Source organism: Vibrio sp. 10N.261.51.A3 (genome assembly GCF_041471965.1).
GTDB lineage: Bacteria > Pseudomonadota > Gammaproteobacteria > Enterobacterales > Vibrionaceae > Vibrio > Vibrio crassostreae_C.
In genome coordinates this window covers 54923-74922 of record NZ_JBFRPK010000001.1, presented here as the reverse complement: position 1 = coordinate 74922, position 20000 = coordinate 54923, and the positions used below count along the sequence as shown (strand labels likewise).

Annotated in this window: 20 protein-coding genes; 7 read left to right on the top strand and 13 right to left on the bottom strand. The window is 45.3% G+C overall.

Annotated elements, in window-relative coordinates; all coding sequences use genetic code 11:
- Together AB4371_RS00385 and rplQ are read left to right on the top strand one after the other, a co-directional pair.
- Entirely contained in the window at window positions 1-993 is a 993-nt protein-coding gene (locus AB4371_RS00385) for a DNA-directed RNA polymerase subunit alpha (RefSeq protein WP_004729813.1), read from the top strand.
- Between the two features lie 24 nt (window positions 994-1017).
- Window positions 1018-1398 carry a 50S ribosomal protein L17 gene (rplQ, locus tag AB4371_RS00380; protein ID WP_004729812.1) on the top strand — a complete coding sequence of 127 codons (381 nt, stop codon included), beginning with the start codon at window positions 1018-1020 and terminating at the stop codon, window positions 1396-1398.
- 272 nt (window positions 1399-1670) lie between these two features.
- On the opposite strand, the gene AB4371_RS00375 is transcribed toward rplQ, so the two are convergent.
- Both AB4371_RS00375 and AB4371_RS00370 read right to left on the bottom strand, forming a co-directional pair.
- Complete coding sequence (locus tag AB4371_RS00375; RefSeq protein ID WP_017058875.1) at window positions 1671-2165, bottom strand: DUF2780 domain-containing protein; 495 nt, start codon at window positions 2163-2165, stop codon at window positions 1671-1673.
- Between the two features lie 134 nt (window positions 2166-2299).
- Window positions 2300-2920: an FKBP-type peptidyl-prolyl cis-trans isomerase gene (locus AB4371_RS00370; RefSeq protein ID WP_008220519.1), complete on the bottom strand. Its 621-nt coding sequence runs from the start codon at window positions 2918-2920 to the stop codon at window positions 2300-2302.
- Window positions 2921-3133: 213 nt separating this feature from the next.
- Here AB4371_RS00370 and AB4371_RS00365 point away from each other — a divergent pair, with 213 nt between their 5' ends.
- Entirely contained in the window at window positions 3134-3718 is a 585-nt protein-coding gene (locus AB4371_RS00365; protein WP_017068022.1) for a LysM-like peptidoglycan-binding domain-containing protein, read from the top strand.
- A gap of 59 nt (window positions 3719-3777) precedes the next feature.
- Here AB4371_RS00365 and AB4371_RS00360 read toward each other — a convergent pair whose 3' ends face one another.
- The 10 genes from AB4371_RS00360 to AB4371_RS00315 all read right to left on the bottom strand — a co-directional run bounded on the left by AB4371_RS00360 (window position 3778) and on the right by AB4371_RS00315 (window position 13326).
- Complete coding sequence (locus tag AB4371_RS00360; protein ID WP_017058877.1) at window positions 3778-4626, bottom strand: DMT family transporter; 849 nt, start codon at window positions 4624-4626, stop codon at window positions 3778-3780.
- Window positions 4626-5078: a GNAT family N-acetyltransferase gene (locus AB4371_RS00355; RefSeq protein WP_017058878.1), complete on the bottom strand. Its 453-nt coding sequence runs from the start codon at window positions 5076-5078 to the stop codon at window positions 4626-4628. Before AB4371_RS00355 ends, AB4371_RS00360 begins: the two co-directional genes overlap by 1 nt.
- Window positions 5079-5135: 57 nt before the next feature.
- A complete protein-coding gene (locus AB4371_RS00350) occupies window positions 5136-5702 on the bottom strand; it encodes a Crp/Fnr family transcriptional regulator (RefSeq protein ID WP_017067547.1) in 567 nt (188 codons plus the stop codon).
- Between the two features lie 72 nt (window positions 5703-5774).
- On the bottom strand, window positions 5775-7529 hold the full coding sequence (locus AB4371_RS00345) for a lysophospholipid acyltransferase family protein (protein WP_372148595.1): 1755 nt from the start codon (window positions 7527-7529) through the stop codon (window positions 5775-5777).
- 12 nt (window positions 7530-7541) lie between these two features.
- The gene (locus tag AB4371_RS00340) at window positions 7542-7979 is read right to left on the bottom strand and encodes a YHS domain-containing (seleno)protein (protein ID WP_048618618.1); all 438 of its coding nucleotides are present in this window, start codon (window positions 7977-7979) and stop codon (window positions 7542-7544) included.
- A 12-nt stretch (window positions 7980-7991) separates the two neighbouring features.
- Window positions 7992-8741 (bottom strand): NRDE family protein, encoded by a 750-nt coding sequence (locus AB4371_RS00335; RefSeq protein ID WP_372074948.1) that lies wholly within the window; start codon window positions 8739-8741, stop codon window positions 7992-7994.
- 1 nt (window position 8742) lies between these two features.
- The gene (locus AB4371_RS00330; protein ID WP_081230983.1) at window positions 8743-9285 is read right to left on the bottom strand and encodes a hypothetical protein; all 543 of its coding nucleotides are present in this window, start codon (window positions 9283-9285) and stop codon (window positions 8743-8745) included.
- 19 nt (window positions 9286-9304) lie between these two features.
- Window positions 9305-10438, bottom strand: coding sequence for a D-alanine--D-alanine ligase (locus AB4371_RS00325; protein WP_371725124.1), 1134 nt, complete (start codon window positions 10436-10438; stop codon window positions 9305-9307).
- Window positions 10435-11022 carry a DedA family protein gene (locus AB4371_RS00320; RefSeq protein WP_017100018.1) on the bottom strand — a complete coding sequence of 196 codons (588 nt, stop codon included), beginning with the start codon at window positions 11020-11022 and terminating at the stop codon, window positions 10435-10437. The genes AB4371_RS00325 and AB4371_RS00320 overlap by 4 nt, the downstream gene beginning before the upstream one ends.
- A gap of 327 nt (window positions 11023-11349) precedes the next feature.
- Window positions 11350-13326, bottom strand: a complete 1977-nt coding sequence (locus AB4371_RS00315) for a bifunctional 2',3'-cyclic-nucleotide 2'-phosphodiesterase/3'-nucleotidase (RefSeq protein ID WP_372148592.1) — start codon at window positions 13324-13326, stop codon at window positions 11350-11352.
- Window positions 13327-13740: 414 nt separating this feature from the next.
- Between AB4371_RS00315 and cysD the strand changes: the two genes are divergently transcribed.
- From cysD to cysC, 4 genes are all read left to right on the top strand, one after another.
- Window positions 13741-14685 carry a sulfate adenylyltransferase subunit CysD gene (cysD, locus tag AB4371_RS00310; protein WP_226088532.1) on the top strand — a complete coding sequence of 315 codons (945 nt, stop codon included), beginning with the start codon at window positions 13741-13743 and terminating at the stop codon, window positions 14683-14685.
- 18 nt (window positions 14686-14703) lie between these two features.
- Window positions 14704-16134: a sulfate adenylyltransferase subunit CysN gene (gene cysN / locus AB4371_RS00305; RefSeq protein WP_017058887.1), complete on the top strand. Its 1431-nt coding sequence runs from the start codon at window positions 14704-14706 to the stop codon at window positions 16132-16134.
- 65 nt (window positions 16135-16199) lie between these two features.
- Window positions 16200-17924, top strand: a complete 1725-nt coding sequence (locus AB4371_RS00300) for an SLC13 family permease (RefSeq protein WP_017067554.1) — start codon at window positions 16200-16202, stop codon at window positions 17922-17924.
- Window positions 17925-17948: 24 nt separating this feature from the next.
- Window positions 17949-18569 (top strand): adenylyl-sulfate kinase, encoded by a 621-nt coding sequence (cysC, locus tag AB4371_RS00295; RefSeq protein ID WP_102320278.1) that lies wholly within the window; start codon window positions 17949-17951, stop codon window positions 18567-18569.
- 163 nt (window positions 18570-18732) lie between these two features.
- On the opposite strand, the gene AB4371_RS00290 is transcribed toward cysC, so the two are convergent.
- Window positions 18733-19641, bottom strand: coding sequence for a TIGR03899 family protein (locus AB4371_RS00290; RefSeq protein WP_102320277.1), 909 nt, complete (start codon window positions 19639-19641; stop codon window positions 18733-18735).
- Window positions 19642-20000 lie beyond the last annotated feature (359 nt).

Below are 20000 nucleotides of genomic sequence, written 5' to 3'. Positions count from 1 at the left end.
ATGCAGGGTTCTGTAACAGAATTTCTTAAGCCGCGTCTTGTTGACATTGAACAGATCAATACGACACACGCGAAAGTAACTCTTGAGCCATTAGAGCGCGGTTTCGGCCACACTCTAGGTAATGCTCTTCGCCGCATTCTTCTATCTTCTATGCCGGGTTGTGCCGTAACAGAAGTTGAAATTGAAGGTGTGCTACACGAATACAGCACTAAAGAAGGCGTTCAGGAAGATATCCTGGAAATCCTTCTAAACCTTAAAGGTTTGGCTGTACGCGTTGCTGAAGGCAAAGATGAAGTGTTTATTACACTGAACAAATCAGGCTCAGGCCCTGTTGTTGCAGGTGACATCACCCACGATGGTGATGTAGAGATCGCTAACCCTGAGCACGTAATTTGTCACCTAACGGATGACAACGCTGAGATCGCTATGCGTATCAAAGTAGAACGTGGTCGTGGTTACGTTCCAGCTTCAGCTCGTATCCATACTGAAGAAGATGAGCGTCCTATCGGTCGTCTACTAGTTGACGCTACTTACAGCCCGGTTGATAAAATCGCTTACGCTGTAGAAGCGGCACGTGTAGAACAACGTACTGATTTAGACAAGCTTGTTATCGATATGGAAACGAACGGTACTCTAGAACCTGAGGAAGCAATCCGTCGTGCAGCTACTATTTTAGCTGAACAACTGGATGCGTTCGTAGATCTTCGTGATGTACGTGTACCTGAGGAGAAGGAAGAGAAGCCAGAATTCGATCCTATCCTACTACGTCCTGTAGACGATCTTGAACTAACAGTTCGCTCTGCTAACTGTTTGAAAGCAGAAGCGATTCACTACATCGGTGATCTTGTACAGCGCACTGAGGTTGAGCTACTTAAAACGCCAAACCTTGGTAAGAAATCTCTTACAGAGATTAAAGATGTGCTTGCTTCACGTGGTCTTTCTCTAGGCATGCGTCTAGAAAACTGGCCACCAGCGTCAATCGCTGAAGATTAATCGAAAAGTTAGAAGGATTAGGTCATGCGCCATCGTAAAAGTGGTCGTCAACTCAACCGCAACAGCAGTCATCGCAAAGCGATGTTCAGCAACATGGCTAGCTCTCTTGTTCGTCACGAAGTTATTAAAACTACCGTGCCTAAAGCAAAAGAACTACGTCGCGTAATTGAGCCATTGATTACCCTAGCTAAGACAGACAGTGTTGCTAACCGTCGTCTTGCATTTGCTCGCACTCGTGATAACGAAGTTGTGGCAAAACTATTTAATGAACTAGGCCCGCGTTTCGCGGCTCGCCAAGGTGGTTACACTCGCATTCTTAAATGTGGTTTCCGTACTGGTGATAAAGCTCCAATGGCTTACATTGAGCTTGTAGACCGCCCAGCTGCTGAAGAAGCTGCTGAGTAATCTATACTAGATTCTTAATACAAAAGCCGAGCATTAGCTCGGCTTTTTTGTGTCTGTAGAACAAGGAATAGACAATAGAAATTGCACCATGATGTTTGGCATTTTTTGCTTGTCTTGTCTGCGCCATTTTTCAAAAATATCTCGTATCTCGTATCTCGTATCTCGTATCTCGTATCTCGTATCTCGTATCTCAAATATCTTTTCTTCCACGCACAAAAAAGAGCACCGAAGTGCCCTTATTAGATTTTAAGCTAGCTATTAATAACTAACGATTATTGCCATATAGCTGAAAGTGAATCCATCAGGCCGCTCGTCGCACCTTGTGACTGCAATGCTTGAAGAATGATTGGCGCAAATGTCGTAACCATTGATGGATCCATGCCTAATCCAGAAAACGCACTTTCAACGGCACCTTGTGAGCTTAGTAGCGATGATAGACCAGTAGACTCAAGGCTCGACATACCCGGAATAAGTGTCGCGAGTTCTTTGTTGTCGGCTGTGCCAAGAGAGTTTTGTGCAAGGGCTAACATTGAACCAATACCGCCAACTGCTTGGTCGCTGGTAACAGAAGCTTGGTCAGCTACCGTATCCACAAGCGGTGTTGTTTCGTTCTGCTGAGACCACATATTCACTGCAGCCATCAGTGCAGTTTGGGATAGTTGGGAATAGTTGGTATCTGATGATGAACTGGTTTGTTCAGAGTCGCTAGTGCTAGCGCAAGAGACAACAGCAAGGCTGCTTAAAACTGTGATGAGTACTTTCTTCATTATTCGTCCTTAAGTAATAAAGTAATTTACTCTTTCACTATAAACGAAAAACGGCGATGTAGTCACATCGCCGTTGGATTATTTCAATTTTATTTACCTATAGTATTTTGTTTTACTAAAGGTTTTTATAAAAATCAAAGAATTGCTAGAAGTTCTACTTCAAATACTAGAGCAGCAAATGGTGGGATTGCAGCACCTGCGCCACGCTCACCGTATGCTAGATCTTGAGGGATGTATAGCTTCCACTTAGAGCCAACAGGCATCATTTGTAGAGCTTGTACCCAACCTTGAATTACGCCAGTTACTGGGAATTCAGCAGGTTGACCGCGAGATACAGAGCTGTCGAAAACAGTACCGTCAGTTAGTTCGCCGTGGTAGTGAACACGTACTTGCTTGTCTGCAGTTGGGATTTCGCCAGTACCTTCAGTTAGTACTTCGTACTGAAGACCAGACTCAAGAACCGTTACTTCTGAACGAAGAGCGTTGTCAGCTAGGAAAGCTTCGCCGTCAGCAGCAGCAGCTTTAGCTAGTTCTTGACGTGCAGCTTCACCACGAGTGTGTAGCTCTTGTAGTGCGTTGTTGATTTCGTCAACTTCGATAGCTGGCATGTCGCCAACTAGAGCTGTTGCGATACCAGCAGCGATTGCGTCAACGTTTAGGCCTTCAAGACCAGAACCAGCAAGTTGTTGGCCCATTTGTAGACCGATACCGTAGCTAGCTTTTTGCTCTACAGTTTCAAATTTTACTTCAGACATGAAAAGTCACTCTTTTTGTCAGTACGAAAAGGGTAAGAATACCAGTATTAGCAGCGTGAAGAAACGGCTAGTCCCTGATCACTTGCGCTTTACCGTGCCCAAATCACAGCCATGTCAATTTTCTCGCTTTGGGCCTTGTTGTGACGGAAAGATCTATACTGTTGGTACTTTGGTTTTTATACTGTAGTTATTCAATGTATAGGACGCAGTGGTATGAATCGTCGTCAAAAGAAAAAACAGAAAGTTGACCACTTAGCAGAATTCAAGGATCGACTGAATCAGGTCAAAGAGAAATTGAGTTCGATCGATGTGAAGAAAATGAAAACCTCGACAGCGCAAACTTGGGGTTCATTGCCGAAGTTACACCAAAGACTGTTGATGGTGATTTCTCCGATCGTACTGATATTACTTTTTGTGCCGCTACCAGAACCTAAAGTAGACACAGCTCCAACAACATCGCGCGTTGAGCTTGAAATAAACACCGTCGGCTTAAGCGAACAGCAAAATGCCAAGAACAGCTCATTAGAACCGAGTAACAAAAATTGGCAGGAGTACCTTGTTAAGCAAGGGGATACGTTAGCGCAGGTTTTTCGAAACAACGATTTGCCATTGTCTGACTTGAATGCGTTAGTGCGAATTGAAGGTGCAGATAAGCCGCTCAGTCAGATTCGTAAAGGCCAGCTGGTTCGTTTCAAACTTGCTGAAACTGGGCAGTTGGACATTCTTCAGCTAGAGAAAGGCGACACTTCGGTGATGTTCTTCCGCTTATCCGATGGTGGCTTTGGTCGCAGTAAGTAGATGAATAGTGAGCCTGAGTTAAAGCGCTTCACCAGACACAGATAAACGATAGAAAAGAGCTAAGCATTAGCTCTTTTTTTTGGTCGCTTGAAAGGGGCGAGTGGCAAGATGATAAGCATGATTCCGATAAAGGTTAATGTATCCGGAATCTCATCGAACCATATTGCACCTATTAGCGCGACAAACACCAATCCTGAATACTCAGCCAAGGCAATTTGGCTAGAGTGTGCTTTTTGATAGGCAGCAACCGCAAGGCCGTTGTAACTTAAGATTAGCGTCGCACTCAGGGCTATGTATCCCAAATGCTCCACAGACACTGGCTGCCAGTATAAGAAGCACAGTACTAATGAGGCTGGAATAGAGAATAAGGTTGTCCACCACAGCGTAGTGACCACCGTTTGCTCACTAGGAAGCTTTCTTACGAGTACATTAAATAGTGCTAGGGTGAGTGCTGTCCCCAAAGCAAACAGTGCCGCCCAATGAAATTGTGATGGCCTCAAGACAATCAATGCACCAATAAAACCTATGGTTGTGCCGATAACCTTGCCGAGTGCCGGTTGCTCTTTCAATAGCAACATTGAGAGCGGCAACATCAGTAAAGGCGCGACATAAAATACTGCGTTGGCGGTTGCCAAAGACAAGTGAGTGATCGCGACCACCATGCACCCACTGCCGATCAGAATTAACTGACCTCGAATGAAGGTTACCTTAGCCTGCTGTAAGCGCCGTTGTTCTTTTTTCTGCTGTAGCCACAAAGGGGTGATGATGAGCAGAGATATCAACTGTCGGAAAAAAATATACTGTAAGGGCGGTACTTCGCCATTTAACAGCTTTACCGCTACGTCGGAAAGCGAGGCAAACAAGTTACCTGCAACCAACAATAGAATACCGGCAGTGATATTCGTCATTATTTTTCTAATCTCATGTCTATATGAGGAATGTCATCTTCGAGGTACATATCCGAGATGGTGTTGAAGCCGTGGCTCGCATAGAAGTTTTCTAGGTGTTGCTGCGCGCCAATATCAATGGCCGTATTTGGCCAAAGAGCCTCGCAGCGTGTTAATGCTTCTTTGATTAATTGATGCCCCAAGCCACCACCTCTTGCCGATTGCTTGGTTGCGACTCGACCGATGCTGGTGTTGTCGTAAGAGGTACCTGGTGGTAATAAACGTGCACACGCTACCAACTCTTCATCAGCATAGCCAAGCAGGTGCTCAACACCCGCGAGTGTATCTTTACCGTCCAGCTCTGGATAAGGACAAGTCTGCTCGACCACAAATACATCGACTCTTAATTTAAGTAGTTGATAAAGCTGTTGTGTTGAGAGTTCAGAAAAAGGAATTGAGTGCCAAGTAATCATGTTTACATCCAGAGATTATCGATGCTCTGAATGTACTATGCGCGATGATTGTTGGCATTAACTATTGTTAATTCGACCTTTAATTCTGCTCAGGCTGATTGCGGTTATTCCTAGGTAGGCTGCAATTTGATTGTCGTTCAAGCGCTGCTCAAGGTCGGGATAGTGCTCGCAGAACAGCTGATAGCGTTGCTCTGGTGTATAGAGCAGCATGAAGCGTTCTTTGTTTTCCTTATGCATCAGTTGTGTTTCTAACAGCTTTAAATACAAAGGATTATTTGATGCACGCCACTCGATAACCGCATTCATTGGCAGCTCTAACATGGTGATGGGTGTCAGCGTTTCTAATAGGTAAGGAGAGGCTTGGTTCTTTATCAGACTCTCAAAGCCGATGATCCAATCTTGTTCCCAATAGAACTCTTTGCTGTATTGCTTACCATCATCAGTGAGGTAGCAGGCATGGCACAAGCCTTCAAGTACAAAGTAGATTGAACTCGCCATCTCACCTTGATTGATCAAGATGTGTCTGGTTGGCAGCTCAAGTGGCTTGGCGACAGCGAGTAGAGATTCAATCTGGCTTTCAGAGAAGTCGAAGCTTTGTAGTTGTTCGATAAAAGAGGTGTGCATGAAAAATAACCTAACCCAAATAAGTGCCGAAATCATCGCACTTATTTGGAGAGAGGTACAGAGCGGGATAAATCAGCGGCGTGCGTGTTGCTCTAGGTAATCTTGAGCAAGCTCTCTGCCCATGTATTTACCCAGAGTCTTCAGTGGTACCTTTTTAAGGTTCACCACAATCAAGCCATCCAAGGCATCATTAAACGATGGGTCGACATTAAAACACACCAGTTTACCGTTCATCCCTAGATATTGGCGCAGCAGTACCGGCAGGCCTTTACCTTGCTCCATGCGTGCTAACACTTTAGAGAGCAGAGGCACACTCGCCAGTGAAGAGAGCAGGTGATTTTGCCAGAACACATGACTGCTGGTATTGAGTGGTGACGAAGGTGAAACCAAATTCGCCTTTTCCTCATCATAATGGTGGATTGATAACGTGGTCGCGATCAACAGACGCGCATTGTGGCTGTAATCATTGCTGATACTGACTGGGCCGAACAGATGGGTATATTGAGGGTGACGAGACACAAAGGTCGCAATGCCTTTCCACAATAGTAACAGTGAGTTCAGGCTCTTTTGGTAAGGTTTACTTACTACCGATCGCCCAAGCTCAATGCTGTTTTCTAGAGTATCAATGAATTCTTGGTTGTAGTTAAACAAGCTACGAGAGTAGAGCTGATCAAGCCCGTGCTCAGCGATGAGTTTGTCGACCATACCGAGTCGATACGCGCCAACCAGTTCTGCCTTGGTTTTATTCCACACAAACAGTTGATGGTAGTAAAGGTCATACTCATCTAAATCACAGGCCAGCCCGCTGCCTTCTCCGACTTCTCTAAAGCTTTCTTCTCTTACTCGACCAATCTCGCGCATTAAGTTAGGAATGGATTGGCTTGGTGTGCAGTAGACCTCAAAGTTCCCTTGCTCGAGCAGTTTCATCTCTTCAGGGAGTGAGTCTATCTCTATTGATAAGACTTCTGGTGGAATAGGCGCTATCACTTGGGTATCGAAAGAGGGCGCGTGGATTGGCGTGTTCGGACTATCTTGTTGACTCATTAGATAGGTATTAAGTCGTAGGTAGTTGACGATATCCATCTCTTTTTCAAACGATTTTATCTCTGAATACGGAATCGATGAGCCAATCGAGATAGAGATAGTTGTCGCTTGTTTATTAAGAAGTTCACGCCCGAGTAGAGCGGTTCTCAACAGTGGATGAACGCGACCCGCTTGATAGAAAAGCTCACTGTTCTTGCCATTGATAAAGATAGGTACCGTGGTGGCTTGGTGACGTTTGACGAATTTCGCTACCGACTTGCTCCACTCGATGTCTGTCAGTGTTTTTGCCCCTTTACGGTAGCTTGATACTTCACCTGCTGGGAATACAATCAATAGTCCACCATCAGCCAAATGACGATTGGCATCTCGAATCGCTTTGGCATTGGTGCGTTTCGATTCTTTACTGTTAAAGACATCGACACCGATGAAAAGATCATCCAGTTCAGGCAGGCGCTTAAGTAACTCATTGGCCAGCACCTTCACATCCTTTCTTACTGATCCTACGAGATCGGCAAGGATCACGCCTTCGATGGCGCCAAGCGGGTGGTTCGCCACAATCACGACAGGCCCTTCTTCCGGGATGTTTTCCGTGCTTCCCGATGCAACCGAGTAGTCGATATTGAGCGCCGACAGGGTGTGATGCATGAATTCAAAGCTAGATAACTCGTTTGGTCGATCTTGATAGAGTCGGTCTAGCTTAGATAGCCCAGTTGCCCACTCGACAACAGACTCACCTAAACCAAAAGGCGTGTAACGTGGTAAACGAAAAGGACTATCAATCATAATGAAATTACCTTACTTAATCAGTTGCGGCCAAACTTTATCGGCTTGTTGAATATGCTGTGCTTGGTCTTGTTCCCAACGCTGCTTAATCTCTTGGTCGTAGTTGAGGTAAAGCTTGTTATCAACAATCGTCCATTGATGTGGGTCACCCGGTGCAAAGTCACTTTTCGCTGATACAGCCCAAGCGCAATAGCCACCATATTGAGGGGCATATTTTTCAGGATTATTAACAAATAAAGTCAGATTCTTTTCAGAAGAGAAATACCAATCCGCGCCTTTGTACTCAGTGCTGAATTTTTTACTGCCTTCAATGGGCTTACCGGAAGTGAAATACGCGACGGTATCGTAGCCATCGAGCGCCTTACTGCTAAAGAAGCCAGTGTAGATTTCATCGGCAGCAAATACGTACGGGCTAACAAGTAGCAGAACCATGGTGAATAGTTTTCTCATGATGGACTCCATCTATAGATTGATTGCGGGTGATAAATCAAAGGTAAAGCGCTGCTGATTTATCTGGCATGGTTTAATGGGTTCGCATGGTGAGCCGGGTGCATAAAACATAGAGGCTTGGCCATGCAGATTACGTAAGTGTGTAAAGCTCACTGTATGTGCGTCTTCGCGATGCATACAGGTTGCTAAATGAGGTTGTTCGTTGTGATGGTGAGAGTGAAACTTAAGTAAGTTCTGTTGATTCTTACCTGTTGCCATAAGCTGATCGTATTTTGCTTGTCGGTAAGCTTGCACTCGCTCTAAATCAACACCGGATGAGAAGAGTGGAGAATCGGTGTCGACTATTTGCTGTTGAATACCATCCCACATGTAGGCGATAACCAGACCATTGTGTTGGGTTAGATTGGGCGCGAAAGCCAGCAAGGTAAATGGGGCAAAAGAGTGTAGGTCTAGCTTGTGAAATGCTTCAGAGAGCTGACTGATATTACGACTCGATGATAGGTTTTTAAGTAGCAAACCGCGGCTTACTAAAGGACCAACGGGCACTGTGCCTTGATAGTTATTGAGTAGGCACAGCGAAAGCCCGAACTCATTAATACTTATCCAGCTACCGCCGCCAGTTGGGTCGAGTGGCATGATGATATCGACACCGTTGACTCGATATTGTCTAGGTGGCATTGCCAGTGCCCGCGTCTTTTGTTCATCACGATTAAAAAAGACCTGATAACCATTTTCTTCAAGCAGCCAAGATACTGAACACATATTATTGCTCCCTCAGATAGCTGCTGGTGGTTGGGGCATAACCAAAGGTGTTGCAGGTCTCGACGTCTAGGAAGGTGGTGATCACCTTGATCATAGCGTAATGATGATTGGCATGCAGTGCGGCAAAGGTGACCTCTCTTTCGAGCGTTGAAGGCAGGCTTGCGAACACTTGAGCGTCCATCGAAACTTCGGTTTGGATCATGATAGGCGCTTCGAGATCTCGACGGTCTAATCGCTCAAGCCAGTTGATCACATAGTGGATCTCTTTGACTGCAATAGAGCGGTCGTATTCGACAGGATGACCACGACGACGAGTGTTGTAATCAACGGTCTCATCCTCTTTTAAAATCAAGGCGTGAAAAAGATCCAGTGTGTGACGAGTATGTTCACCGATAGAGCTTGTAACGTGTGGCTTTGCTCGTGTTAGGTAATCGCTGTCAGAAATCGCTAACAAAAACTCTAGACCCTGATTCAATATCTCTACCGCTCCCTTGATGCTAGGAGAGAAAGAAGTAAGGGCGCTCGGCTGGGCTATGGGGTTCATTCATGATCCTCGTGAAAAGTTAGTCGGTAGTCGGATATTGTTGAACAAGACGTCGCTCTTCTTGCCACGCCGCAAATAAGCTCTTGAAAGAAGGGGATTGGTGGCCTCGTTGTTTTTGCTGAGCGCCAATATCAAAAAGAATGCGATATTGCAGAAGTAGCGTGGAAAATATCTCTCGCAATGGGGTGTTGCGATCCCAGATATGTCCAGCCTCACTGCTTGCGCCATTGACCTCAAGAATCGTGAAATCCTCGCCGTTCATTAGGCTGTGCATGTCCTTAAACTTGACGTCGAGTCGACCAAAGTGAAAGCCATCGAAGTCGTCGAATATCTCGTCTAAGCGTTCGGTTAAAGCCTGAGTGATGTATTGATTACCGTCTCGGAAGATACAGCCACGGCTATGGCTGCCTGCAAACGCGAGTTGGAACTCTTCGCCCTCTGCGAGCACTTGATCCAATTTATCTTCATGTCTCGGTAGATACAGGTGACTAAGCTGCCCAGCACGCGGGCTATTTTCAATTAACTGTTTGAGTGTCGACTTGCCATCACCCATCACCATTGGTGCGTATTTGAGTGTGATCGAGATGATCTCGCCTTGCTTTTTGTTTGGGTAACGAACATAGAAAACACCCGCTTCGGCTTGATAAGGCGCCTTTTTCTGCAGTAGAAAGCGAGCATTATTTGGGAAAGATTCAACATACTGCTCAAGTTGATCTTGTGTGTTGATCAGCTTAACTCCGACACCTCGACAGCCAAGATCCGGCTTAGCCACGATAGGGAAATCAAGATCCGTTTGTATGAGTGCGCTGCGTGCGTCTTCGGCTTGTTTTTTACTGCTGAGATCCGTTTTGGTTAGGGTGATAAACGGTGAGATCCAACGCTGACTTGAAGATCCGGCAAGGCTTAATATCTCGTGTTTTGATTCGCCGACCATGCCACTGAGTTTGATGCTCGGATTGGCGATGAGCGGCAGCGCCCAGTCAAAGTGCCGTAACCCTTGCATCAGGCTTTGAATCACCACTGGCGTGTAGAAGAACCAAGTTGGAAGAAACTCATAAGGAGAGACGCTGCGCACGGTATCTTTTTCAAGCAAAGGCATGCCTGCATTAATTTGATGTGCTGGAATGATGCGAATATCTTGCGGTGAACTCATGATAATCCTCTAGAGTAGGTTCTATTCATTAATCGATTGCCGATAAACAGCAAAGCGATGGCACACGGGATGATGATCCATTGATATTCAGAGGCTTGCAGCCACGCTGATGTCCCTAAATAGTAGATGGCAGAGAAGACAATGCCAGTCCAGAGCGCAGTGGCACTAATCACGGCAAACAAGAAAGTAGGCAGTGGGATGGCGAAAAAGCCACTTAAGGTAAAGCCGACGGTACGAAGCCCGGGAATAAAGCGGATAACAAAAAGGCTGCTGAATGCGTTCTGACGTAATTTGGTACGAAGCGAACGAAAGTACTTATTAGTGAGGGCTTTATATCGAACACCTCGGAAGTAACGTCCTGATTTACCCAGGTAATAAAGACCGAGATCACCCGTGGCAATACCGATGAAAATAGCAAGCAGCGCATATTGAGGAAGTATTAGACCTTGAGTCGCGATACCTGCCGCCGTAACAATCGCAAGATCTTCAAGCAGATAAGAAAGCGCGATGATGCCAAGCATCAGCCATAGCAGCGACTCCTCCCCTGAATGTAACCATGCTTGAATGCTCTCGACGGTGCTCATTAAATGCCCTTATCTATCCTATAGATGAATGGCTTAACCACCATTCATTGAGTGTGGTAAATTAAATAGACAGGAGGAGCAGATAAAAACTTACAGCTGATTAGTGTTTTTTTGTGTTGGATTCATTCAATTGGTGGTTTGAGTCGTGCTGTTTGACTGCTGTTTGACTGCTGTTTTGAAGCTGAAGGCGTGGCATTTGGAAGCGGGTTGAACGAGAGTTTGTCGTTCGAAAATTAGGGCTTTGGGCTGAACATTTAGAAGAAAAGAAAAAGGCTGAGTCGTAAAACTCAGCCTTTCAGAACGTTAACTATGGATTACTTAAGCAATCTATTTAGTTAGGTCAATCTGGTAAACAGCAAAACCAACATCGTCAGTCGCAACACGTTTCATCGGGTATTGACCTTTCTCTTTAATGAACTCTGCTGCTTTGTCGCTTGGAGATGTTTCAAAGCGGATATCTAGCTTGTTATCCGTTTTGATTGGTGCAAATGACCAATTGTTATCTGCGCTTGGGCTCACTTGACCTTGTTCTTTGCTTACGCGAGAGATGTAGTTTGCAAGAACAGTACGGTTCTCATCTGGTGCATCAAATGCGATGAAGTTTTCACCTGTGCCTGGGAACTTAGCGCTGTATGCACGGTAGTTGTTGGTTGCGATCAGGAAGTCTTGCTTCATGTCGATTGGCTTACCTTGGTAAGTTAGGCCAACAATACGCTGTGAGTCAGGGTTAACGACTTTACAGTTTGCATCGTATTTCGCAGGTTGAGTTACGTCGATTTGGTAATCAACACCGTCGATAACATCGAAGTTGTAAGTGCGGAAGTTCTCCCACTCGATCAACTGTTGTGGTGCTGTTGAGTTAACATCAACTTGGTTGAATTGACCAGCAGAACACTCAAGCCACTCTTTTACTTCGTGACCTGTTACCTTCATCGCAACTAGTGTGTTCGGGTAAAGGTATAAGTCAGCTGCGTTACGGAATGTCAGTTGACCAGATTCAACTTCAGTGAAGTTCGCTGGGTCATTCTTACGGCCACCAGCTTTGAATGGTGCAGCCGCGGAAAGTACTGGCGTACCATCTAGGTCAGGGTCACCTTGGATGAACTGTTCAACGTAATCTTTCTGTGCAAGGTTAACGATTTGAACTGTTGGATCGTCTTGTACTAGAGACAAGAAGCTGTACATCACATCGTCTGCTTTACCAATCGGTTGGTTAACAAACTCACGAGTACCAGCGTGGTCTTTTTCTAGTGCTGTTACGATGCCTTCATCAGCCGCAGCAAGAGATTTCTTCTCGATCTTGTCGTAGATAGGGCGTGCTTCTGATTGGCCTTTAACGACTTCCCACTTACCGTCTTTTTGTGCCAGTGTTAGGTCCATAACACCAACGTGGCTACCCCAACGACCTGGCATTACTGCCGCAACGCCGTTCATTGTGCCCGTTTCGTTGTCGATGCCTTGAATGTCATCAAAACCTTTACCTGGGAACACTGCGTGAGAGTGGCCGAATGCGATCGCATCAATGCCATCTACTTCAGATAGGTAGAACGTTGAGTTCTCTTCGCCATTTTTGTATGGGTCAGTTGATACGCCTGAGTGAGGGATAGCAACGATAACTTCAGCGCCTTCCGCTTTCATTTGAGGCACTAACTCGTTAGCCGTCTCAATGATGTCACGAGCGATTACTTTACCTTCAAGGTTCTTCTTATCCCACGTCATGATTTGTGGTGGAACGAAACCGATGTAGCCGACTTTTACTTCATGCTCTACGCCTGCAGTATCTTCAAACGTGTGCGTCTTGATGATGTAAGGTGTGAAGTAGTGTTCTTTGGTTTTTGCGTCGTAAACGTTAGCACTGATGTACGGGAAATCAGCGTCGTTGATTGACTCTTCTAGGAAATCAAGACCGTAGTTGAATTCGTGGTTACCTATGTTTGCAGCGTCGTAGCTTAGCTGGTTCATAGCTTTGTATGCAGGGTGAACTTCACCCGCTTCGATGCCTTTGTCTGCCATGTAGTCACCCATTGGGCTACCTTGCAGCAAGTCACCGTTATCAACTAATACGCTGTTGGTTACTTCGTTTTGAGCTTCTTTTACTAGAGTTGCAGTACGTGCTAAGCCGATTTTTTTCGATGGCTTGTCTTTGTAGTAATCGTAATCCATTAGGTTGGTATGGATGTCCGTTGTCTCTACGACACGTAGTTTAATCACTTCATCGGTATCTGGTGTTGTTGTACAGCCTGCTAGAGTCAAACCAAGACCCGCAAGCACAGCCAATGACAAAGGTTTCATTGCAACTTTCATTTTGTAGCTCCAAAGTGGATAGTAGAAAATTCGTTGCGTAATGTAACAAAATGGAATGAAACAATGATTACAACGAATGTTAATTCGTGACTTAGATCGACTACTTTATGGTGTTCTGCAAGACGCCTCCCAAACCTGATTAATCGATGTGCAACTGATATCGATAATATTAGTCCATTCATTTCACCTGCTTATCGATAAATTCAATCCCTTATCAGCTTTTCGAATAAAAAATGAAATTTTAGAATTTCCAGTAATATGAGAGGCTCGTCATAATGCCTATATCAAGGACGTATCAGGCAGACGAATAGCAAGGATAGCTCAACACGAAGCTTCTGTTTTCTTCTAGTGCCAATACTCCCATTCACTCAAGTGGATGAGTTAAATCCCATGCTTGGCAAGACCAAGTAATGAATTGCTCGTAACGCGAGCCTTAAAGGAAGCACTGAAATGGACCAAGAACGTTTAACCCACCTAAAACAGCTCGAAGCGGAAAGTATTCATATTATCCGTGAAGTAGCGGCTGAGTTTGATAACCCAGTGATGATGTACTCCATCGGAAAAGATTCTTCTGTGATGCTTCATTTAGCTCGCAAAGCGTTTTATCCAGGCAAGATTCCATTCCCGCTATTGCATGTAGATACGGATTGGAAATTCCGCGAGATGATTGAGTTTCGTGATCGTACGGCTAAAAAGTACGGCTTCGACCTTTTAGTACATAAGAACCCAGAAGGTATTGAGATGGGTTGTAGCCCATTTGTACATGGTTCTTCGAAGCACACTGACATCATGAAAACACAGGGCCTTAAGCAGGCGTTAAACAAGTATGGGTTCGATGCGGCTTTTGGTGGTGCGCGTCGTGATGAAGAAAAATCTCGTGCGAAAGAACGTGTTTATTCTTTCCGTGATAAGAACCATACGTGGGATCCAAAAAACCAGCGTCCAGAGCTTTGGCACACCTACAACGGTCAGGTTAATAAGGGCGAAAGCATTCGTGTCTTCCCGCTATCTAATTGGACTGAGCTCGATATCTGGCAATACATCTATCTAGAGAGCATCGATATTGTTCCACTTTACCTTTCAGACAAACGCCCTGTAGTTGAGCGTGATGGCATGCTGATCATGGTTGATGATGACCGTATGGAGCTGCAAGAAGGTGAAGTGATTGAAGAGAAAAGCGTTCGTTTTCGTACTTTAGGCTGTTACCCATTAACCGGAGCGGTTGAATCTGAGGCGAATACGCTAACGGGCATTATTGAAGAGATGCTGGTGGCGACGTCTAGTGAGCGTCAAGGTCGAGCGATTGACCATGATCAGTCGGGCTCTATGGAGCTGAAAAAGCGCCAAGGTTATTTCTAAGAATCTAAGGAAAGAAAAATGAATAGTGCAGTAGAAGCCGAATTGGCTGAACTAGGGATTGAAGGTTATCTAAGTCAGCATCAGCATAAATCTATGCTTAGATTTTTAACTTGTGGCTCGGTAGATGACGGTAAAAGTACGCTAATCGGTCGCTTACTCCATGATACAAAACAGATTTATGAAGATCAGCTAGCGGCGGTTCACTCGGATAGCCAACGAGTGGGAACGACAGGTGAGAAACCTGATTTGGCACTGCTTGTTGATGGTCTGCAGGCTGAGCGTGAGCAAGGGATCACGATCGATGTGGCTTACCGCTACTTCTCGACTCAAAAACGTAAGTTCATTATTGCTGATACTCCTGGGCATGAGCAGTATACGCGCAATATGGCAACAGGCGCTTCAACGTGTGATCTGGCGGTGATCTTGATTGATGCTCGTAAGGGCGTTCTGGATCAAACACGTCGTCACTCGTTTATCTCTAACCTGCTTGGTTTGAAGCATTTCATCGTTGCTGTAAACAAGATGGATCTCGTGGATTACGCGCAAGATCGTTTTGAAGAAATTCGCGATGAATACCTAGAGTTTGCAGAAAACCTAGAAGGCGAAACCAATATTCAGATCTTGCCAGTATCGGCGCTTGAAGGCATCAACGTTGCTGCACCAAGTAAAGAGCTTGCATGGTTCGAAGGCCCATCTCTGCTAGAAGTGTTAGAGAACGTCGACATTGACCAAAAGCGTTCGGCAGGTGAATTCCGATTCCCAGTTCAGTACGTCAATCGTCCTAACTTAGACTTCCGCGGTTTTGCTGGCACCGTTGCCTCTGGCCGTGTCAGTGTCGGTGATGAAATCAAGGCGCTGCCGTCGGGTAAAACCTCTAAGGTTGCACGCATTGTAACTTTTGATGGTGATTTGGAGTCTGCGCAAGCGGGCTTGGCAGTAACACTGACTCTTGAAGATGAGATTGATATCAGTCGTGGTGATTTGATTGTGCTAGAAAACGCGCAGATTGAATCCACTAACCACGTATTGGCTGACATCGTGTGGATGACAGAGCAACCATTGCAACCAGGCAAAGCTTACGACATCAAGATCGCAGGCAAGAAAACCGTTGGTCAGGTTGAAACGGTTCGTCACCAATACGACATCAACAACCTATCGACTCACGCTGTCGATGAGTTGCCATTGAATGGCATTGGCTTGTGTGAATGGTCACTGAACGAGACTGTCGCGCTGGATAAATACCGTGAAAGTGCCGATACCGGTGGCTTCATCGTTATCGACCGACTAACCAACGTGACGGTTGGCGCGGGTTTGATTCGAGACCGTTTGGACTCTGTTGAACAGCAAGTCGGTAACTTCTCTGCATTTGAACTTGAGTTCAACGCATTGGTTCGCAAACATTTCCCTCATTGGGATGCCAAAGATCTAAGCCAACTACTGAAGTCATAAACGACCAAGTAACAGCTTATTGAATCAGGCGGAAACCGATCGTTTCCGCCATAAAGGACGGGTATATGTGGCAACAAGGATTTGTATTAGCGATTTTGCTCGGCATCATTACTTGCCTGCTCGTTACCCGTATTAAGCCAAGCTTTATCTTTGCTGGCGCGGCGTTTATTGCTTTTATGGCTGGCATGATCGACTTGTCGAGCTTGGCTAATAACTTCACTAACTCCTCGTTACTGACTTTAATTCTTCTGATCCTCGCATCAAGTGCGTTGGAGAAAACTCGCTTAATCAGCTGGGTTAGCCGCAATATCTCTGAAGGTAGGCTAGGTACCGTGGTTGCGAAGTTGGGTATTTCTACAGCGTTACTTTCTTCTTTTACTAATAACACCGCGGTGGTTGTTTCTTTGATCGGGGCGATCAAACGTAATCAACAGCACGCGCCGTCTAAGTTACTTATCCCTTTGTCATACGCTGCCATCTTAGGTGGCACCCTGACATTGATCGGCACCTCTACCAATTTGATCATCAATAGTTTTGTTGAAGATGCAGGTTTACCGAGCTTAAACTTTTTCACACCTACCTTGATCGGTTTAGCGGTTTTGGTCGGTGGGGTATTGATCCTTATTCCTCTTAGCTATTTTCTACCCAGCTACGATGATGGTTCTCAAGATGATCTGCCTTACTTTCTCGAGGCGCGAGTTGAGCCAGGTTCTCCATTAGTTGGCCGTAGCGTCAGTGAAAATAATCTTAGAGCTCTTAGAAAACTGTTCTTAGCCGAAGTGATTCGAGACGGTAAAACCACCGCGTCGATTGACCCTGATTTTATTCTTCAAGCTCGCGACCGATTGCTGTTTTGTGGTGATGTAGAGAGTGTTGCAACACTGCAAGAAATCCAAGGTTTAACCCTGTTTGGTCAGCATCATTTGAATGGCCAGAGCTTTGTTGAAGTGGTGGTGAGTTCGTCGGCAAGCTTCTGTAACAAAACCCTGAAAACCAGCCAATTTAGAGATCGTTTCGATGCGGTTGTGGTTGCTATTCGTCGTGGCCATGAACGCCTAGAAGGTGGGCTAGGGAATATCACATTGACCGCTGGTGATACCTTGATTTTGGTTCCAGGTAAACGCTTTGAAGAACAGCGCCAACAACACAACAAAGAGTTTGTGTTGATGAATGACTTAGATTCGAGTGCCAAGCTTGATGCCGACAAATCGACGTTCGTGTTGCTCGGCTTTGCTAGCGTGATTGGTTTAGCCCTTATCGATGCAGTACCTATTATCAAAGGCTTAGCTGGTTTTCTACTGTTGCTGGTGGCATTTGGCGTGGTGCAACTGGGTGAGCTCCGCCGCCGTTTCCCTGTTGATATTGTGGTGATCGTGGGCTCTGCACTTTCTATTGCTCAACTGATGATTTCATCGGGTTTATCTGAGCGGATGGGGCTGATGTTTATGGAGGCGTTTAATGGCTGGGGCGTATTCGGTGCGTTAGTTGCTACCTACTTTATGACTTTGGTTTTGACAGAGCTGGTGACCAATAATGCGGCTGCAGCACTCTCATTTCCGATTGGCTACAGTATGGCAGTAGGTTATGGCGTTGACCCTATGCCGTTCATCATGGCGGTACTGTTTGGTGCCAGTGCCAGTTTTATCTCTCCATACGGCTACCAAACCAACTTACTTGTTTATAGCGTAGGTAATTACCATTTAACGGATTATCTGCGTATCGGCATTCCAATCTCGATTGTATATTCGGGCTTGGTGCTGACCCTAATTCCTTATTTTTTCCCATTTTAATGCTGTTTATTTAAAGGACTAATTATGACCGCAGTACTCAAATCCAAAGATGAGAATGTTGTGTGGCATCAACACTCGATTGATAAAACATTTCGCGCGGATCTGAAATCACAAAAGCCAGCCGTGCTCTGGTTCACGGGGTTGTCTGGTTCTGGTAAATCGACAGTCGCTGGAGCATTAGAAAATCGCTTGGCACAGCTTGGTTACCATACTTATTTATTGGATGGCGACAATGTGCGTCATGGATTATGTAGTGACCTTGGCTTCTCTGAGCAAGATCGTCGAGAGAACATCCGTCGTATTGGTGAGCTTGCTAAATTGATGGCAGATGCAGGCTTGATCGTGTTGTCAGCCTTTATTTCTCCGCATCAAGCTGAAAGGCAACTCGTGAGAGATTTATTGCCGGAAGGTGAGTTTCTTGAGGTGTTCGTCAATACGCCATTAGAGGTTTGCGAACAGCGTGACCCTAAAGGTCTGTATAAGAAAGCACGTGCCGGAGAGATCCCGAACTTTACAGGTATTAGTTCAGTGTACGAAGCGCCTCAGAACCCTGAGATTGATCTACCTGCAGGTGAGAAGACACTCGATGAATTGGTCGAACTGTGTATTGATGCGTTGGAGAAGCGAAATATCTTAGCCAACTGAGATCGTTGGTATGACTAAGGCTACTCAGCTGTTTATCTGTTTATTCACGACCGATAAATAGTGCAGCCTTAGTTTACCGAGACAAGAAACCTATCCTCTAGATTCTCTTTATTCCTCTCTATACTTCACTTTTTACACCGTCTATTTTAGCTCCGTCGAGTGTCTAGACGGTGTAATTTACGCTGCTTTTCACTTCTGTCTGTACTGTGAATTTCTGGCTCAATAGTGCAATCAGTTGATCGTAATACTGCGTGTTTGGCTTGTTACCGAGCAAGGTACAAAGCTCATTGCCTGTAGGGCTGAATCGGTAGTAAACCAGCTTCACGCCTTTTGATAATGGTGCCAGTGACATGCTCTTACCTTGATAGGTTAGGTGCAGGGCTGGATCGAAATCAATCTCTCCGGATTCTAATTCTGTGCCCAGAATAATCCCGAGCTCTATCAAGTGGAGCAAGCTGGAGTAGGGCAGGTTGTGCCCACCAAGGTTGATGGTGTTGGTGGTGTCCCTTTTGCCAAAGTTGAATAGCCCAGCATGAGATTTAAAGCCGAGTAAGAGCTTTCTGCTGTTATCGCTACCAAAGCTACAACCCAGTGATGCTGCCCTTTGTAGGGTTAACGCTTCTTTTGGTGTCATGTCTTTTAAGATTTGCAGTGCCTTCATCGACGTCGAGCCTGGGTTGGTGACTTCTCGTTTCAGTACTTGAGCCCATAGCCTCTGCATCGATGTATTGTGGATCTCTTGTGCCATGTCGAAGAAACGGTATAACCAGTCCTGATCCGGGTCTCCAGCCGCTTCATCCTTACATGAAGAGTGCGCCAACTTTAGAATCTGTTCTAGGTTCTTTTGGCGAAGCTCTCTACGTTTTTTCTCTCGCAATAGTGCCCGTTCGATAAGCGTACTCTCAGCTTTATCCTTTGGCTTGGCACTATGACTAATTAAGAAATCGAGGCCGAAGCTTTGTGCGATGTGCAGCATTCTGCTGGCACTGTCGGCAATATGAGGCTTTTTCTCATGCTTATGCTGTGTGTCGCTAGCATGCTCAATGATCACTGGCTGTTTGGTTTTTGACATAAGAGTACCGTTAGGAGACGACTCAAAACCAATCGTAGTAAATAATTGCTCAGCCTAGCTTGTTAAAACGCTTGATAACTGAGCTACAATTTTTGATTGTAGAATAACTACTTATCAAAAAGCTCCGCCTTGTTCTCAAGGCTTTTTCCTACGCTATTTCTGAACACTTACTTATTGTGATTGGTATAACTGTCTAAAATGTAACTCTTTATCTTATTGGTGGCTAGATTTTGCGAGCATAGTTGAAGGTTTCAACAAATTTTTACTTTTGTTAATGATAATAAAATGTTAAATTTGTTGTAATTCTCAAGGAGGAGTTATGAATCAAGTCAATGATAACAAGCTGAAGAAACAGCTTA

Coding starts and splice junctions, on each gene's coding strand:
- AB4371_RS00355 (WP_017058878.1), bottom strand. CDS start 5,078: ATGATTACTTGGCACTCAATTCCTTTTTCTGAACTCTCAACACAACAG.
- AB4371_RS00370 (WP_008220519.1), bottom strand. CDS start 2,920: ATGTCTGAAGTAAAATTTGAAACTGTAGAGCAAAAAGCTAGCTACGGT.
- AB4371_RS00385 (WP_004729813.1), top strand. CDS start 1: ATGCAGGGTTCTGTAACAGAATTTCTTAAGCCGCGTCTTGTTGACATT.
- AB4371_RS00300 (WP_017067554.1), top strand. CDS start 16,200: ATGTGGCAACAAGGATTTGTATTAGCGATTTTGCTCGGCATCATTACT.
- AB4371_RS00350 (WP_017067547.1), bottom strand. CDS start 5,702: ATGCACACCTCTTTTATCGAACAACTACAAAGCTTCGACTTCTCTGAA.
- AB4371_RS00345 (WP_372148595.1), bottom strand. CDS start 7,529: ATGATTGATAGTCCTTTTCGTTTACCACGTTACACGCCTTTTGGTTTA.
- AB4371_RS00315 (WP_372148592.1), bottom strand. CDS start 13,326: ATGAAAGTTGCAATGAAACCTTTGTCATTGGCTGTGCTTGCGGGTCTT.
- cysC (WP_102320278.1), top strand. CDS start 17,949: ATGACCGCAGTACTCAAATCCAAAGATGAGAATGTTGTGTGGCATCAA.
- AB4371_RS00325 (WP_371725124.1), bottom strand. CDS start 10,438: ATGAGTTCACCGCAAGATATTCGCATCATTCCAGCACATCAAATTAAT.
- cysN (WP_017058887.1), top strand. CDS start 14,704: ATGAATAGTGCAGTAGAAGCCGAATTGGCTGAACTAGGGATTGAAGGT.
- AB4371_RS00360 (WP_017058877.1), bottom strand. CDS start 4,626: ATGACGAATATCACTGCCGGTATTCTATTGTTGGTTGCAGGTAACTTG.
- AB4371_RS00365 (WP_017068022.1), top strand. CDS start 3,134: ATGAATCGTCGTCAAAAGAAAAAACAGAAAGTTGACCACTTAGCAGAA.
- rplQ (WP_004729812.1), top strand. CDS start 1,018: ATGCGCCATCGTAAAAGTGGTCGTCAACTCAACCGCAACAGCAGTCAT.
- AB4371_RS00330 (WP_081230983.1), bottom strand. CDS start 9,285: ATGAACCCCATAGCCCAGCCGAGCGCCCTTACTTCTTTCTCTCCTAGC.
- AB4371_RS00335 (WP_372074948.1), bottom strand. CDS start 8,741: ATGTGTTCAGTATCTTGGCTGCTTGAAGAAAATGGTTATCAGGTCTTT.
- AB4371_RS00320 (WP_017100018.1), bottom strand. CDS start 11,022: ATGAGCACCGTCGAGAGCATTCAAGCATGGTTACATTCAGGGGAGGAG.
- AB4371_RS00375 (WP_017058875.1), bottom strand. CDS start 2,165: ATGAAGAAAGTACTCATCACAGTTTTAAGCAGCCTTGCTGTTGTCTCT.
- AB4371_RS00290 (WP_102320277.1), bottom strand. CDS start 19,641: ATGTCAAAAACCAAACAGCCAGTGATCATTGAGCATGCTAGCGACACA.
- AB4371_RS00340 (WP_048618618.1), bottom strand. CDS start 7,979: ATGAGAAAACTATTCACCATGGTTCTGCTACTTGTTAGCCCGTACGTA.